Source organism: Ruegeria sp. C9 (assembly GCF_056537585.1).
This window is the reverse complement of record NZ_JBQFRU010000001.1, coordinates 673253-688589: the sequence shown is the minus strand read 5'-3', so window position 1 is coordinate 688589 and position 15337 is coordinate 673253. Positions and strand designations below refer to the sequence as shown.

General features: G+C 55.8%; 13 protein-coding genes. 9 read left to right on the top strand and 4 right to left on the bottom strand.

The genetic code is table 11. The features are described from left to right. Positions 1–122: 122 nt before the first annotated feature. The 8 genes from ACR0NE_RS03095 to ACR0NE_RS03060 all read left to right on the top strand — a co-directional run bounded on the left by ACR0NE_RS03095 (position 123) and on the right by ACR0NE_RS03060 (position 11016). A complete protein-coding gene (locus tag ACR0NE_RS03095; protein WP_170596171.1) occupies positions 123–1358 on the top strand; it encodes a lytic murein transglycosylase in 1236 nt (411 codons plus the stop codon). Between the two features lie 391 nt (positions 1359–1749). Then, positions 1750–3378 (top strand): peptide ABC transporter substrate-binding protein, encoded by a 1629-nt coding sequence (locus ACR0NE_RS03090; RefSeq protein WP_170596173.1) that lies wholly within the window; start codon positions 1750–1752, stop codon positions 3376–3378. 66 nt (positions 3379–3444) lie between these two features. Beyond that, positions 3445–4368 carry an oligopeptide ABC transporter permease OppB gene (gene oppB / locus ACR0NE_RS03085; RefSeq protein ID WP_170394485.1) on the top strand — a complete coding sequence of 308 codons (924 nt, stop codon included), beginning with the start codon at positions 3445–3447 and terminating at the stop codon, positions 4366–4368. Between the two features lie 10 nt (positions 4369–4378). Then, positions 4379–5308 (top strand): ABC transporter permease subunit, encoded by a 930-nt coding sequence (locus ACR0NE_RS03080; protein ID WP_170407802.1) that lies wholly within the window; start codon positions 4379–4381, stop codon positions 5306–5308. Between the two features lies 1 nt (position 5309). Then, a complete protein-coding gene (locus ACR0NE_RS03075; RefSeq protein WP_170596175.1) occupies positions 5310–7115 on the top strand; it encodes an ABC transporter ATP-binding protein in 1806 nt (601 codons plus the stop codon). A 242-nt stretch (positions 7116–7357) separates the two neighbouring features. After that, a complete protein-coding gene (gene galU, locus ACR0NE_RS03070; protein WP_170407796.1) occupies positions 7358–8251 on the top strand; it encodes a UTP--glucose-1-phosphate uridylyltransferase GalU in 894 nt (297 codons plus the stop codon). 77 nt (positions 8252–8328) lie between these two features. Beyond that, positions 8329–9759, top strand: a complete 1431-nt coding sequence (locus ACR0NE_RS03065; RefSeq protein WP_170596177.1) for a mannose-1-phosphate guanylyltransferase/mannose-6-phosphate isomerase — start codon at positions 8329–8331, stop codon at positions 9757–9759. A 180-nt stretch (positions 9760–9939) separates the two neighbouring features. Beyond that, positions 9940–11016: a DUF2793 domain-containing protein gene (locus ACR0NE_RS03060; protein WP_170561532.1), complete on the top strand. Its 1077-nt coding sequence runs from the start codon at positions 9940–9942 to the stop codon at positions 11014–11016. 172 nt (positions 11017–11188) lie between these two features. On the opposite strand, the gene ACR0NE_RS03055 is transcribed toward ACR0NE_RS03060, so the two are convergent. From ACR0NE_RS03055 to ACR0NE_RS03045, 3 genes are read right to left on the bottom strand one after another with little or no spacing between them, the layout of a single operon-like run. Beyond that, a complete protein-coding gene (locus ACR0NE_RS03055) occupies positions 11189–12268 on the bottom strand; it encodes a helix-turn-helix domain-containing protein (protein ID WP_170561534.1) in 1080 nt (359 codons plus the stop codon). A gap of 59 nt (positions 12269–12327) precedes the next feature. After that, positions 12328–13065 carry a hypothetical protein gene (locus ACR0NE_RS03050; RefSeq protein ID WP_170596179.1) on the bottom strand — a complete coding sequence of 246 codons (738 nt, stop codon included), beginning with the start codon at positions 13063–13065 and terminating at the stop codon, positions 12328–12330. Continuing rightward, the gene (locus ACR0NE_RS03045; RefSeq protein ID WP_255612221.1) at positions 13062–13586 is read right to left on the bottom strand and encodes an RNA polymerase sigma factor; all 525 of its coding nucleotides are present in this window, start codon (positions 13584–13586) and stop codon (positions 13062–13064) included. The genes ACR0NE_RS03050 and ACR0NE_RS03045 overlap by 4 nt, the downstream gene beginning before the upstream one ends. A gap of 98 nt (positions 13587–13684) precedes the next feature. Here ACR0NE_RS03045 and ACR0NE_RS03040 point away from each other — a divergent pair, with 98 nt between their 5' ends. Continuing rightward, complete coding sequence (locus ACR0NE_RS03040; protein ID WP_170509625.1) at positions 13685–14266, top strand: YceI family protein; 582 nt, start codon at positions 13685–13687, stop codon at positions 14264–14266. 37 nt (positions 14267–14303) lie between these two features. Here ACR0NE_RS03040 and ACR0NE_RS03035 read toward each other — a convergent pair whose 3' ends face one another. Continuing rightward, positions 14304–15326 (bottom strand): trans-3-hydroxy-L-proline dehydratase, encoded by a 1023-nt coding sequence (locus ACR0NE_RS03035; protein WP_170422843.1) that lies wholly within the window; start codon positions 15324–15326, stop codon positions 14304–14306. Positions 15327–15337: the final 11 nt, after the last annotated feature.

Here is a 15337-nt window from a genome sequence, read left to right as displayed (position 1 = left end):
CCTCTTGCGGCGGGGTTTCCCGGCAACTATCGGCAGAGTCACGGATTTTCTCAAGAACTTTTCCAAAATCACCCTGCGGCGCCGCTGTTGACATGAGGTCAAGCGCGCGCGAGACCAATCATATGCGTTTGGTTCTTGCTATAGTCTCCCTGGTTTGTCTTGCCGCCCCCTCGGTAGCGCAAGATCGCGCTGAGGTTGAACGTCAATTCCAGAACTGGCTGCAACAAGCCATATGGCCTCAGGCAAAAGCAAAGGGCGTTTCGAAACGCACATTCCAAAGTGCCTTTGACGGGGTGACGCTGAACTGGGACCTTCCTGACCTGGTTCCGCCGGGAAGCCCCAAAAAGACACCCAAGCAACAACGGCAGGCCGAGTTCGGCTCACCTGGTCGTTATTTTAATGCCGGATCAGTCCAGGGTGCCACCTCCGTCGGTCGCAAGATGGCTAGGCGCCATGCGGGTACACTGGCGCGTGTCGAGGCAGAAACCGGTGTACCCGCCCGTATCATACTGGCCATCTGGGGCCGCGAAAGCGGATACGGACAAGTCCCGATCCGCCATAATGCGTTTCAGGTGCTGGGCACCAAAGGGTTCATGAGCACACGGGCAGAGTATTTCACGGCTGAACTGATTGCTGCGCTACAGATCGCTGAATCCGGTCACGGCCAAGGCCACGCACTGAAAAGCAGTTGGGCGGGTGCCTTGGGGCAGCCTCAGTTTATGCCCACAAATTTTCTGACTTACGCGCGCGATGGCGATGGCGATGGCCGAACTGATATCTGGGGCTCAGCCTCGGACACGATTGCATCGATCGGCGCGTATCTTGACGAGCACGGATGGGTGACAGGCCGCGACTGGGGGTTCGAAGTTATCCTACCCACGACCGTTTCTTGCGCATTGGAGGGCCCTGATCAGGGGCGGTTGATCCGCGATTGGGTCGCCATGGGCGTAAATCGCGTTTCCGGCAAACCTTTTCCTGCACATGAACTTGCTGCCGAGGGCTATCTTATGATGCCTGCCGGTCGTAGCGGTCCGGCCTTTATCGTAACGCCCAATTTCTATGTCCTCAAAGATTATAACACCAGCGACCTTTATGCGCTGTTTGTGGGACATGTCGGTGATCGCATCCAATACGGAGTTGGCGATTTTCGGGGTCGTTGGGGCGATGTCGGCAATCTCTATCGTTCAGATGTCGCCAGCATGCAGCAGGTGCTTGTTCAACAGGGTCATGACGTCGGTGGCGTCGATGGCCTGCCCGGATACAAAACCCGACGCTCGATCGGGCGCTGGCAAGAGGCTTCTGGAAGCACACCAACCTGCTTCCCCGATGCCTCATTGAAGGCCGTTCTGAAGCCGTAGCAGCGTACTGATTCGCCATTTACGAGCATCACTGCGAACACATTCACCCACGGTGATATGTTGAGCTTCACGAAAATGTCACTGCCACGAAGCGTTTCAAAATAAAATTTTAACACCTCCGCCGGCTGCGGTTCTAATCAGCCTTTGTGGTCTTCACCCACCGCAAAACCCTTTACCTTTGCTTCAAAACTGACAGGTTCATGGGCAGTGAAAGATAGCTTTCGCATTCGGATCTCCGACATTGCCTGATGCATGAATGCCGAAATTATCGATCTTGGCACGATCTAGATCAAGGTAAAGTCCAGACAATTGCCGGAGACAAAATGGCAGACAAGCGCCCACCGCGAATGCGGTTTGGACGTTCGAAACCATACAAAATGGGAGTAAACACATGAACAAAATAATCAGAACCTCTTTGGCAGGACTGTTGTCCTCGACCATCATTGCCGGTGCTGCAATTGCTGCCGGTACACATCCCGAAACCGGAGAAGCCCTGGCCGACGATCAGACCTTCACCTATCGGATTCTCGATGAACACAGCTCGGTCGACCCGCAAGTCGTAGAAGATGTGTCGGGTGCAGAAATTGTTCGCGATCTGTTTGAAGGCCTGATGAATCAGGATGAGGACGGTAACCTGGTTCCTGGTGTCGCCACCGAATTCTCGGTCAACGATACCAAGGACGTTTACACCTTTACCCTGCGCGATGAAGCGAAGTGGTCGAATGGTGATCCGGTGACCGCAGGTGACTTTGTGTATGCCTGGAAGCGCGCCGTCGATCCCGAACTGTCGTCGCCCTATGCGTGGTTCATGGAACTGATGTCGATCGAAAACGCTGCCGAGATCATCGCGGGCGAAAAACCGGTAGATGAGTTGGGTGTCAAAGCCATCGACGACAAAACGCTGGAAGTCCGCCTGAGCGCCCCCCTGCCCTATTTCCCGCAGATGACCACACATTCGACAACCTTCCCGGCACCGCAGAAAGTGATCGAAGAATTTGGTGACGCCTGGACCAAACCGGAAAACATCGTCTCGAACGGCGCATATGTTCTGACCGAGCACCTGCCGCAGGAACGCTCGGTACGTGAACGCAACACCGCCTATTGGGACAACGATAACACCATCATCGACAAGGTCGTGGCGCTGGTCATCAATGATGAAAACGTCGCCCTGACCCGCTATTTGGCTGGCGAACTGGACCGCACCGAAATTCCAGCCGGCCAGTACCCACGACTGAAGGAAGAGCACCCTGTAGAAGCCATCAGCTTCCCACGCCTGTGCAACTATTATTACACCTTCAACCTATCTGATGGTGGCCCCGAGGCTTTCAAGGACCCGAACGTCCGCCAAGCCCTGTCACTGGCCGTTGATCGTGCGATTATCACCGAAAAAGTGATGGCAGGCGGTCAGCCCGAAGCCTACACTTTCGCCCCCGAAGCAACCGCAGGCTTCACCGTACCGGCCGTTGAAATGGCATCCATGTCCCAAGCCGAACGCGACGAGTTGGCGAAGGAGCTTCTAGCAGAAGCAGGTTATGGGCCTGACAACCCTCTGAGCTTCCAGATGGTTTATAACACCGCGGAAAACCACAAGAAGGTCGCCGTTGCGCTGAGCCAGATGTGGAAGCAGAAGCTTGGCGTGAACGCCGAACTGGCAAATATGGAGTGGAAAGTCTTCCTCGAGGAGCGCGGCAACCAAAACTTTGAGCTGGCACGTGGTGCTTGGTGCGGAGACTATAACGAAGCGTCGACCTTCCTGGACCTGCTGCAGTCGGACTCGGGCTATAATGACGGCAAATATGCCAACGCGCGCGTTGATGAGCTGCTGGCCGAGGCCAAAACCTCGGACGATCCGGCTCCGCTTTACACCGAAGTTGAACGCATCATCGCCCAAGAAACGCCTGTGATCCCGATCTATCACTACGCAGGCGTCTATATGATGGACAGCGATGTAGGCAACTGGCCGGTGAACAACGTCGAGCAGAACTGGTACTCGAAGAACCTCTACAAGCTCGCTGAATAATCGTCTTTGAACCACGCCCTGCCCCGGAGACATCCGGGGCAGGGCCAATAAACACGGGGGCATGAAATGCTTGCCTACAGTATAAAGCGGCTGCTGGTCGCTATTCCGACGATCCTGTTACTGATCGTCGCCTGCTTTTTCCTCATGCACATCGCGCCTGGCGGGCCATTCACCTCGGAACGGCCATTGCCGCCGCAGGTTCTGGCCAATATCGAGGCGCGTTATGGATTGGACCAACCGCTGTGGAAACAGCTTTGGGACTATCTGTACAACATCGTGGTGCATTTTGATTTCGGACCGTCCTTCAAATTCAAGGATCGGGATGTGAACGACATCATCGCGCAGGGTTTCCCGATTTCGCTAACCTATGGTTCGTTGTCCTTTCTGGTGGCAACATCCGTTGGCGTCGCGCTGGGAATTGCCGCTGCAATCAAACACAACAGCTGGATTGACTACTTTGCGGTGGGTCTGGGTATCGCCGCTCAGGCGCTTCCGAACTTCATCATGGGGCCGATCCTGATCCTGACCTTTACCCTGTGGTTGGGGTGGCTGCCGGGTGGCGGCTGGCATGGCGGTCAATGGCAGTATCTGGTGATGCCGGTGATTGCGTTGGCGACCTCCTACATGGGCTCAATCGCAAGGATTACGCGGTCATCGATGCTGGAGGTTCTGAACTCGAACTTCATTCGAACTGCACGGGCCAAGGGATTGCCGACAAGAACCGTGATCTGGCGCCATGCGCTTAAGCCGACATTGCTTCCCGTTGTCTCGTACCTCGGGCCGGTTTTTGTCTACGTTCTGACCGGTTCGGTTTTTGTCGACATCTATTTCTCAACCGGTGGTCTGGGGCAGGCCTATGTCGGCTCGGCTTTGTCTCGCGACTATGCTGTGCTGCTAGGGGTCACCATCCTTTACGGCGCGTTGACCGTGGTTGTGAACCTTCTGACCGACCTGGCCTATGCCTGGTTCGATCCAAAAATCCGATACTGAGGGGCAGGCAATGCTTGGAAAATCACAAAAAGCCGCCCATCTGGCCGAGGAAATCACTGATTACACGGTCATTCAGGGGCGCTCGCTTTGGCAGGACGCACGGATACGTTTTGTCCGCAACAAGGCCGCAATGGCCAGCGTTTTCATTTTGGGTCTGATCGTGTTGTTCACGATTGTTGGGCCTTACTTCGCGGTCTGGAACAATGAAGAGATCGATTGGAACGTCATGGGGGACGTGCGCGGCATGGGGATGCCATCCATCGAAACCGGACACTATTTCGGCGTCGATGATCTGGGGCGCGACCTATACAGCCGTGTCATTCAGGCCACCACCACATCGCTGCTGGTCGGTTTGATCGGGGCCGCGACCGCTCTGATCGTCGGCACCTGCTATGGCATCACCGCTGGATATATTGGCGGGCGCACCGACAGCGCCATGATGCGGTTCGTGGACATCCTGCTGGCAATTCCGGCAACACTGATCATCATTTTGCTGCTTGTCGTGGCGGGACGATCCTTTTTCATGCTGTTCATCGCCTTGGGCGCTGTTGGTTGGCTGACGATGGCACGGATTGTTCGGGGGCAAACCCTGACCTTGAAGAACCGCGAATTTATCGAAGCCGCGCGCGCCGCCGGTGTCAGCGAATTTACCATCATGTACCGTCACATTCTGCCCAACCTGTTAGGCGTTGTGATCGTGTACGCTTCGTTACTGGTGCCTGAGATGATCCTGACCGAAAGCTTCATCTCGTTCCTCGGCCTCGGAATCTCAGAACCCTACACATCGTTGGGCCGCCTGATCGCCGAAGGGGCTGGCACCATGGCGTATGGTACGCTCTGGCAGCTGATGTTCCCTCTTACTTTTTACGTCGCCATCATCATCACCATGTTCTTCATCGGTGACGGTTTGCGTGACGCTTTGGACCCGAAGGATCGCTGATATGAGTCTGTTTTCCGTTAAGGACCTGAGCGTCCGATTTGATACGCCCGATGGCGTGGTTGAGGCTGTAAAAGGCATCAGTTTCGACATCAATCCCGGCGAATGTCTGGGCATCGTCGGCGAAAGTGGCTCGGGCAAAAGCCAGACGTTCATGGCAGCGATGGGGCTGTTGCCCTCCGCTGGCCATGCGTCTGGCTCTGCTTTGCTGAATGGTCAGGAAATCCTGAATCTACCTGTGAACAAAATCAACAAGATTCGTGGCTCAGACGTCGGCATGATTTTTCAGGATCCGCTGACCGCCCTGACCCCACATCTGCGAGTCGGCCAGCAGATGCGCGAAGTGCTACAGGTTCACGAAGGTTTGCAAGGCTCGGCTGCCCGCCAACGTTGCCTTGACTGGCTGAATCGCGTTCGCATCCCCGAAGCGAAACGGCGGCTGGATCAATATCCACATGAATTGTCTGGCGGCATGCGTCAGCGTGTGATGATCGCCATGTCGATGCTGTGTAATCCCAAACTTTTGATCGCGGATGAGCCGACTACTGCGTTGGATGTGACCGTTCAGGCCGACATTTTGGACCTGATGGTACGGTTGCAAAAGGATGAAGGTACGGCCATAGCTCTGATCACCCATGACATGGGCGTTGTTGCGCGCATGTGCGACAATATTCAAGTCATGCGTATGGGTGAGTTTGTGGAGGCCGGTGACACGCGCGAAGTCTTTCGTTCTCCTCAGCATGATTATACCCGAACGCTACTTGAGGCTATGCCGCGAATTGATGCGGGCGATGCTCCGAAGGCTCTTACGCAGACGGAAGAACCGTTACTGAAAGTGGATGACGTCAAGGTGCATTTCCCGATCCATGTCTCGGGTGGTCTTTTTGGGCACAAGGTACCCCTAAAAGCCGTTGATGGCGTGAGTTTCGACATCCGAAAGGGCGAGACCCTGGGTGTTGTTGGAGAATCCGGCTGTGGCAAATCCACGCTGGCCCGGGCTGTGCTGCAACTGATCGAACCCAGCGCGGGCAATGTCAGCTGGCTGGGGCATCCGATCGTCGGGCTGAAACGGGCCGAGTTGAACAAGTACCGCAAGGACCTGCAGATCGTGTTTCAGGACCCGCTGGCGAGTCTTGATCCACGGATGACGATCTCGGCCTCGATCGCAGAACCGCTGAAAACCTATCGCCCGGATCTGACCGAGCGGGAACGCAAAGAGCTGGTCGCAGAGATGATGGAGCGTGTTGGCTTGAAGGCCAATATGATCAACCGGTATCCGCACGAGCTGTCCGGGGGGCAAAACCAGCGTGTTGGAATCGCGCGTGCCATGATCAACAAACCAAAACTGATTATCTGTGACGAGGCAGTTTCTGCGCTGGATGTGTCCATTCAAGCCCAGATCGTAGGATTGTTGCGTGAACTGCAACAAGAGTTTGGCCTATCGATGATCTTCATCAGCCACGATTTGTCTGTGGTACGCGCGGTTTCGAACCGGATCATGGTTCTATATCTGGGCCGCATCGTTGAATTGGGCGATGGTGAAGTGATCTGTTCCGAACCGAAACATCCTTACACTCAGTCCCTGATTTCGGCGGTTCCGATCCCTGATCCGGATGTCGAGCGCAGCCGCCAAAGGCTTAAACTACCGGGAGAATTGCCTTCTCCCATGGATCCGAAAGCAGCTTTGCGCTTTTTGCCCAGCAGATTGTCTATGGGTGAGACCGACTATGTACCTCAACTCAGTGAGATTGCCCCGGATCACTTCGTCGCCGAACACGATCCGCTTGAGGCGATTATGGCCAATGCATAATCTTACGCGCCCCGATCTAAGGGGCGCGTTTTAAACTTCATAGAACAAGTGATTAGTGGATTGGTTCGGTGATCCCGCTTTCGGTCGTGTTTCGTTTTGACTCTGCCCTTAAGTTAATGGCAGATTCCAGCGAACCCGTAGCAGACCAGCCGGGTGTGATTGATTGGTAGGATTTTAGATTATATGTGGGGGCTCCGGCATCACCGAGAGTCGTCGGCAATATATAGAATTAGTGAGGTAATATGGTACGCAAAGTCACCAAGGCGATATTTCCCGTAGCGGGAATGGGCACTCGGTTTCTTCCGGCGACAAAGTCGGTGCCAAAGGAAATCATGACATTGGTTGATCGTCCGCTGGTCCAATATGCCATCGACGAAGCGCGTGCGGCCGGGATCACTGAATTCATCTTCGTGACATCACGCGGAAAATCAGCACTTGAGGACTATTTCGATCACAATCTCGTGCTGGAGCAGGACCTCAAGTCTAAGGGCAAAGACGAACTGCTTGAAGTCTTGAACGCAACCAATATGGAAAGCGGAGCGATTGCCTATATCCGTCAACACAAGGCTTTGGGATTGGGGCATGCGGTCTGGTGCGCCCGTCGACTGATCGGGGATGAACCCTTTGCCGTGATGCTGCCCGACGATGTGATTGCCGCCGACAAACCCTGCCTACAGCAGATGGTCGAAGCCTATGAGGAAACCGGCGGCAACATGGTCGCCGCGATGGAAGTTCCCAACGAAAAAACCAGCTCCTACGGTATTCTGGATACCGGCCAGAATGTTGGAACGGTTGTCCGTGCCAAAGGAATGGTTGAAAAACCGAAACCCGAGGACGCGCCATCCAATCTAGCGGTGATCGGTCGTTACATCTTAGGTCCTTCGGTTCTGTACAATCTGAACCAGAAAAAGAAGGGAAGTGGCGGCGAAATCCAACTGACCGACGCAATTGCTGAGGATATTGGCAATGGTGTCCCTGTCTTTGGCTACAAGTTTGACGGACAGCGGTTCGATTGTGGTTCAAAGGCTGGCTTTCTGCAGGCAACGGTCTCGTTCGCATTGGCTCGCGATGATCTGCGCGACGACCTAAACCAATATCTGCATGAAGTCGTGGCCTCTGATCGGGCCGCGCAGTAGGCCTAGTTGTGTCAGCTATTCCGATTTCAATTCAATAGTTTAAGCTAAAAGGTTCAAAAGGGGCAGGCACCGTGAGCATGGTCTATCCTGTAATTTTATGTGGCGGTTCCGGCACTCGGCTTTGGCCGTTGTCGCGTAAAAGCTACCCCAAACAGTTTGTTCCGCTGATTGGTGAAACCAGCCTGCTGCAGCAATGTGCCGAGCGGTTGAAAGGCCCGACCGACACGCCTTACGCCAAACCTCTGATCCTGACCAACGAGGCTTTCCGCTTTGTTGTCCCTGAACAGTTGATGGCCATCGGAGTCGATCCGGGTCCGATCTTGATCGAACCCGAAGGACGCAATACTGCACCTGCAGTGCTGGCCGCTGCCCTGCACCTTTCATCCACTGACCCCGACGCGATGATGCTGGTGGCCGCGTCGGATCACGTCATTCCAGACAGTGCGGCCTTTCATGCGGCCGTCGCAGAAGGGGTCCGCACAATAGCCGAGCGTGGAGATCTGGTGACGTTTGGGATCACACCCGACCGACCCGAAACCGGATATGGCTACCTTAAGCTCGCCCAAGCACCGGACTCGTCAGGCGCTTCTGTGCAACTTGACCGGTTCGTTGAAAAACCCGATCTTGAAAACGCCAAGGCAATGGTGGCTGAAGGGAGTTATCTTTGGAACTCGGGCATCTTTTTGTTCGCGGTCCGAGATATCCTTGAGGCGTTCGACCAGCATGCACATGATCTAATAACGCCCGTTAAGAAGGCGGTTGAACAGGCGCAGTGTGATCTGGGCTTCCTGCGGTTAGATCCCGAGGCCTGGGCGACGGTTCAGGACATCTCTATCGACTATGCGGTTATGGAGAAGGCCGACAATCTCAGCGTTGTCCCTTATGCCGCCGGGTGGTCAGACGTGGGCAGCTGGTCTGCCGTACAAGAGCTGAGCAACCCCGATACGGACGGCGTTGCAACTGCCGGCGAAGTGACCGCCATAGATTGTCGCAACGTGCTGGTGCGTTCTGAATCGCCCGCGCAAGAAGTTGTTGCAATGGGGTTAGAGAACGTAATCACCGTGGCTATGCCTGACGCAGTTTTGGTCGCCAGCATGGACCGGGCGCAAGACGTCAAGCAGGCCGTCGCAGCATTGAAGGCAAAAGGCGCCAAGCAGGCGGAAGCATTGCCCGTTGATCATCGCCCTTGGGGATGGTTCGAAAGCCTCGTCATCGGCGATCGGTTTCAGGTCAAACGCATTCACGTCCATCCCGGCGCTTCGCTGAGCTTGCAATCGCATCACCATCGGTCCGAGCATTGGATTGTCGTGGAAGGCACCGCCGAGGTGACTATTGACGACAAGGTACAGCTCGTGTCTGAGAATGAATCCGTCTATGTGCCGCTCGGGGCCGTGCACCGGATGGTAAACCCAGGCAAAGTGCCAATGGTTCTTATCGAGGTGCAGACCGGGACCTATTTGGGTGAAGATGACATTATTCGCTACGAAGATGTCTACGCGCGTGACTGAGATCTGATTTCAAGAACTGATCCAAGTTTGGGGCATCTGCAAGGCAGATGTCTCCATATATCTGAGACCAAATCTTAAAAATTCGAAACCTGGGAGTTCGGCTGGGTCAGGCGGGATTTACGCACATCACGGCAGTGTGGCGCGCAATCATCATCGGACCGACACCACAGGAGGATGCCCATGCCACAGAACTCTCCCCGTCTAAATCTGCCCTATCTGCAACCCGCGCAGGCCCAAAAACATGTGACCCATAACGAAGCGCTGCGTGCGCTAGATCTGGTGGTGCAGCTAAGCGTTGCGTCCGTTAACGCGACGATCCCACCAGCTGCTCCTGATCAGGGTGAAACCTATGCATTGGGCACGTCTCCGACCGGGGCATGGTCCGGACAGGGTGGAAAACTGGCGGCTTGGTTGGACAACGGGTGGCATTTCTTGACGCCCGACATGGGCTGGCGGGCTTGGGATCAAAATGCAGGGCTGTTGAAAGTCTGGGACGGGTCGGCGTGGATCGACCAGCCGGTCAATACACAGAACCTTTCCGGGATCGGCGTCGCAACCGGATCAGACAGCACAAACCGTCTGGCAGTACGTAGCCCTGCCACCTTGTTGACGCATGAGGGCGCTGGCCACCAACTCAAGATCAACAAGGCTGGTGCCGGTGATACTGCCTCGCTGCTGTTTCAATCGAACTGGACCGGCCATGCCGAAATGGGCCTATCCGGCGATACAAATTTTTCAATCAAGGTCTCGCAGGATGGCGGAAGCTGGGTCGATGCTTTGCGGTTTGACGCCACAACCGGAACAGCCAGCGGAGCGGCTGTGCAAAGCAGCGCCGATGACACCACCTCGGGTCGCCTGATGCGGGCAGATTACGGGTACGGACCGGGCAATGTGCTGGGCACCGTATCCGAAAGCAGCGGCGTACCCAGCGGAGCGGTGATCGAGAGGGGCGGCAATGCAAATGGTGACTACACGCGCTTTGCCGATGGAACCCAGATTTGCACCGCCGTTCTAAGTGCTGTGGCCTGCACGACCGCAACTGGTAGTATGTTCGCCAGCGGTACCGCCAATTGGGATTTCCCTATTGCCTTTGCTGACAGCAGTTATCCCGCTCTCAGCGGGAACGGCGGCGGTATTGGCCGATTTATGGGGTTTGATGCACCTTCAGAAACTCAAGCGACTTATCAGGTGATGGCTCCATCCTTGGACGCTACCAGTATAGCGCCAACAGTGATCGCAGTCGGACGTTGGTACTGAATAAAGACCGTTCGGGCCATCGCCCGGACGGTTATCGTTCTTGCAAATTGGTTTCTGACCGATCCAGACAACACGCAAAGATCTATCTTATCCTGTACCCAAGATCGATACTAGGAACCCAGCTAACAACCCTATCATTTCACTCTTTGTGAAAGTGGCAGATCAAGGCCAGTTACAAGGCCGCCGTCCATACGCGATATCGACCCTGCCCGGTTACTTCGCGGATCAGCCCCCTATCGCTGAATTTGTCCAAATTTCGCTGTGCCGCTGCACGCGAGGCATGGGTCAGTTCTTCGGCCAGCGGGGCGGAAACCATCGGCCAAGCCGTCAATGCATCAATCAGCACGGGTGGGGTACGACCGCTTAGGTCCGAAATAGCGTCGCGGGCGCGCCCTTCCCAAGCGCTGATCCGGTCCAAATGCAGCAAAGCCGCAAGTGAGGCCTGGCCTGCCCCCTGAATCCAAGCCGAAAGTTTCTCGTCCAACGATCCTGCCCCCCGCAATGCACCTGGGCCCGACAGAGAAAGCGGCATGAACAATGCGCCACCTCGACCCATCGCGGAGGCATGACGGGCCGCGATGACAGCGGCCTCGGTATCTTGTCCAATGCCAGGAGACAACGCGCGCCACGCGTGAAATCCGATGGCGGCCTGGGTAACCGGGTGCAAACCGGCGACATTTCGCATGGTTTCCGCCAGATCAATCACTGCTTCGGGTGTATCTTCGAAACCTTGGGCCTGACGGTCTAGAAAAGCGGTCAGCCCCGCATCCCAGCCGCCCTCTGATGGCGCAGCACCCGACGACAGCCGCCTCACTGCCCATCCCGCCCGATACAAAGCCTGCACATCATCACCGGTTGCTCCGATCCGCAAACCGGTCCAAAGCGCAAGGCGGTCGACGCTGATCCGGTCGCCCGTCCACCAGCCCAGATCCGAGACCTCCATCAGGGCCAGACGGTGACCCCACCCCTTGGGACCCGCGCGCAAACGTTCATCCAGAGCTCCAAATGTGACGGCCAGATCGGCAAGTTCAGCCGATAACTCGGATTGGGCCGCACGCCAGTCCCTTGGGTCAAACAGCAAACGCTGGTCCGGTCTCGGTACAGAGGGCAGAAATTCTCCCGGGTCTTCTTCGCCGTTGGGCGGAAGGAACCACAAATCGTCGTCTTCCGGCGGATCGGCGTCATAGATGCTGCGCGGCCCTTCTTCCAAGGCCTCATCATCCGGGTCCGGTATCTGAGGGTTCGGCTTCATGTCGGGTATTCTTCGGGCATTTACCGCGGTTCACAAGTGGTTTTGCGGATTCTTGTCGCTCAGCCTGAGAACGCCTCGGTCAAAACACTTAGTTCTCCACTCAGGTCTGTTTGCGCATCTCCACCCAACAGCATATAGCCGTAGCCATCATTCGCCCATGTCGCTGTCGCAAGACCACTGAGCACCGCAAGGTTCACATCCTTGACCGGTGCTCCCGCGCCTTGCCGGATCACACAAAACGCCACCGGATTGCCCTGGGCGTCAGCAAAGACCACCTGCACCAAAGGTTTACCTTTGAACGACAGTACCTGAGCACGTTTCAGATCAAGGCCCGGCAGAGTTTCCAACACGTCCCGGTTCAGTGAACGACCCAACTGAGCCTCGGCCTGAACAAACTGCGCGTCCAGGGTTTGCTGAGAATTGTCCAGATCGGCAATCGTGTCCGGTGAATAAAGCGATTGATAGATCGCAGCCTGCTCCGCCCAGCCCAATGCCTGTGGTCGCGTGGCCCAGAATGTTGCAGACGCAGCAATAACAGCAACTGAGGCTGCGACCGCCAGCAAACGGAGCGGTCCGGCATTGGATTGTTGAGCGCTCGGAATGGGCAGATCGATCGAAGGCGCCTCAGTTGGAATGCCTTCAAAAGCCTGCTGCACAACCTGGGCAAATGGGTCGAGCGCCATGAGTCGGTGTTCGAGTGCAGAATCCTCGGCCACCGCGTCTTCGATGGCGCGGGCTTCGGCCTCATCGAGGCTGCCTTCCAGATAGGCCAGAAGTGTTTCGTCGGAAAACTTCATTTGCCACTCCGTTGCACGGTGTCAGCCGCATCGTGCTGCATAACGGTTTTCAGTTTCTGCCGGGCATTGGAAAGCCGGCTCATGATTGTGCCGATGGGTACGTCCAGCATATCCGCAGCTTCGCGGTAGCTGTAGCCTTCGACAAACACAAGCATCACCGTTTCACGTTGCGCCTCTGGCAGCTGCATCACTTGAGTAAACACCTGAGCGGCGAAAATATTCGTTTCTGAATCAGGCCCTGTCGCGACTAATTCCGCCTCGGGCGTGACTGAAAGCGCCTGTGCCTTTCTTACGGATCGCGCCCGTATCTCGTTCAGCCATATTGAACGGCAGATCGTCATCAGCCAACTGTCCAGCCGTTCATACGAGGTGACCTGGTGGTGCTTCTCCAACGCCCTCAACGCCGTCGCCTGCAACAGATCATCTGCAACATCCGACGCCCCCGACAAAGCCAGCCCAAACCGCCAGACCCGTTTCGAGTGGGTCTGGATCGCGCCGCGCACGGCTTGTTCGGTGCTCATCTCAACACTCATCGAATAAAACGCGACCTGTGTGTGTTTGCTTTGACATGGGACCGGGCCCGCTTGGTCAGAACTGTCATAGATCCTGGAGGAAAGAAATGAAACTTCTGTTCAAAACAATCACGATTGCGTCGGCTATTATTGCAGGCCCGGGTCTGGCTGCAGATTGGACACTAAACCCGGATGCGTCTCATCTGGCTTATGGAACGGTCAAGATCGATGATGTTGGAGAGGTCAATTCTTTCACCAACCTTTCGGGTCATGTCAGCGAAGATGGCAAGGTTAGTATCGATATCGATCTGTCGTCGGTCGAAACGAATATCGACATCCGTAACGAACGGATGATCGAGTATGTGTTTCGCAAAGCCGCGACCGCAACCTTGAGCGCGAATATTGATATGGACCAAGTGTCGAAGCTGGATGTGGGTGCCAGTAATACGATTGAGGTGGATGCGAAGCTGGCTCTGGCGGGGACCGAGGTGGAATTCTACACCGATATGTTTGTCCTGCGTGTGGCCGAAGATGCCGTCATGGTTTCAACCAACGACATGGTGTTCATCAGCACCGAGGATGCGGGCGTTTCGGCAGGCGTAGACAAGCTGATGGAGTTGGCACAACTACCCAGCATCACCCGCACCGTACCGGTGACCGCACGATTGATGTTCAGTCTCGAAGGCTGAAACCTAAGAAAAGTACGGGGTCGAATTTGGCCCCGGCTTATGCCCCCCAAGTGTCGCTTAGGCGATAGCCGCCAGGCCATGGGTCATCGGGGTCCAGCATGTGCTGGTGCGTACCCGTAATCCAGCCTCGCCCCGAGATTTCCGGGGTGATCGCCACGCGGCCGTTCAGATCATGCCGCTCTACGATACGGCAGCGAAATTCACTGTTGATGACTGAACGCGCGTGGTAGCGATCGGTCATCGTCATTTCTCCCTTGGCCAGCAAAACCGCCATCCGGGCTGAAGCACCGGTGCCACAAGGTGAACGATCCAGCTTACCCGGTTTGATGGCGACAGTATTACGTCCGATGAGAATATCGCCCTGACGATCGAGCGGGCCTGCAATCTGGCAGAACGAAATGTGGCTCCAGTCTTTAGTAGGGTGATCGAAGCCAAGCTGCTCATTGGCGGCATCGGTGATACGCGCGCCAGTCCTTGCAAGATCAGCCCCTTCATCAGGGGTAAGCTCGAAACCCAGATCGGCGGCATCTACAATTGCAAAACTGTCGCCACCAAACGCGGTATCCACGCGCAACGTCCCGATGCCCTCAACCTCGATCCGGGCATCCAGCTTGTCGACGAAACTTGGCACATTATGCACAAAGATACGTTCGGCCTTGCCATTTCGGCATTCGGCGCGGACGCGGATCAACCCTCCTGGGGCTTCCAATGTCAGATGGGTTTCAGGCTCGTGCATCGGAAGAATGCCACTGTCCAACAGAACCGTTGAGACACAAATCGAGTTGGAGCCTGACATCGGTGGCGTGTCTTCCGGTTCCATGATGATGAACGCTGCATCGGCCTCGGTTTTTTTTGGTGGAACCAGAAGATTCACATGGCGAAAGACACCGCCGCGAGGTTCATTCAGCATGAAATCCCGCAATGTCTGGTCTTCAGCGATAAAGGTCCTTTGGTCCCATACCGTCTCTCCCGGAGGCGGAGCGACGCCGCCGACGATAACGTCGCCCACTTCGCCTTCAGCATGGGCCGAGATCACATGGATGGTTTTGGAACTGCGCATAAAGCCTCCGG

Excerpts from the sequence above, each read along its gene's own strand:
- ACR0NE_RS03095 (WP_170596171.1), top strand. The coding sequence starts at position 123 with ATGCGTTTGGTTCTTGCTATAGTCTCCCTGGTTTGTCTTGCCGCCCCC.
- ACR0NE_RS03090 (WP_170596173.1), top strand. The coding sequence starts at position 1,750 with ATGAACAAAATAATCAGAACCTCTTTGGCAGGACTGTTGTCCTCGACC.
- oppB (WP_170394485.1), top strand. The coding sequence starts at position 3,445 with ATGCTTGCCTACAGTATAAAGCGGCTGCTGGTCGCTATTCCGACGATC.
- ACR0NE_RS03080 (WP_170407802.1), top strand. The coding sequence starts at position 4,379 with ATGCTTGGAAAATCACAAAAAGCCGCCCATCTGGCCGAGGAAATCACT.
- ACR0NE_RS03075 (WP_170596175.1), top strand. The coding sequence starts at position 5,310 with ATGAGTCTGTTTTCCGTTAAGGACCTGAGCGTCCGATTTGATACGCCC.
- galU (WP_170407796.1), top strand. The coding sequence starts at position 7,358 with ATGGTACGCAAAGTCACCAAGGCGATATTTCCCGTAGCGGGAATGGGC.
- ACR0NE_RS03065 (WP_170596177.1), top strand. The coding sequence starts at position 8,329 with ATGGTCTATCCTGTAATTTTATGTGGCGGTTCCGGCACTCGGCTTTGG.
- ACR0NE_RS03060 (WP_170561532.1), top strand. The coding sequence starts at position 9,940 with ATGCCACAGAACTCTCCCCGTCTAAATCTGCCCTATCTGCAACCCGCG.
- ACR0NE_RS03055 (WP_170561534.1), bottom strand. The coding sequence starts at position 12,268 with ATGAAGCCGAACCCTCAGATACCGGACCCGGATGATGAGGCCTTGGAA.
- ACR0NE_RS03050 (WP_170596179.1), bottom strand. The coding sequence starts at position 13,065 with ATGAAGTTTTCCGACGAAACACTTCTGGCCTATCTGGAAGGCAGCCTC.
- ACR0NE_RS03045 (WP_255612221.1), bottom strand. The coding sequence starts at position 13,586 with ATGAGCACCGAACAAGCCGTGCGCGGCGCGATCCAGACCCACTCGAAA.
- ACR0NE_RS03040 (WP_170509625.1), top strand. The coding sequence starts at position 13,685 with ATGAAACTTCTGTTCAAAACAATCACGATTGCGTCGGCTATTATTGCA.
- ACR0NE_RS03035 (WP_170422843.1), bottom strand. The coding sequence starts at position 15,326 with ATGCGCAGTTCCAAAACCATCCATGTGATCTCGGCCCATGCTGAAGGC.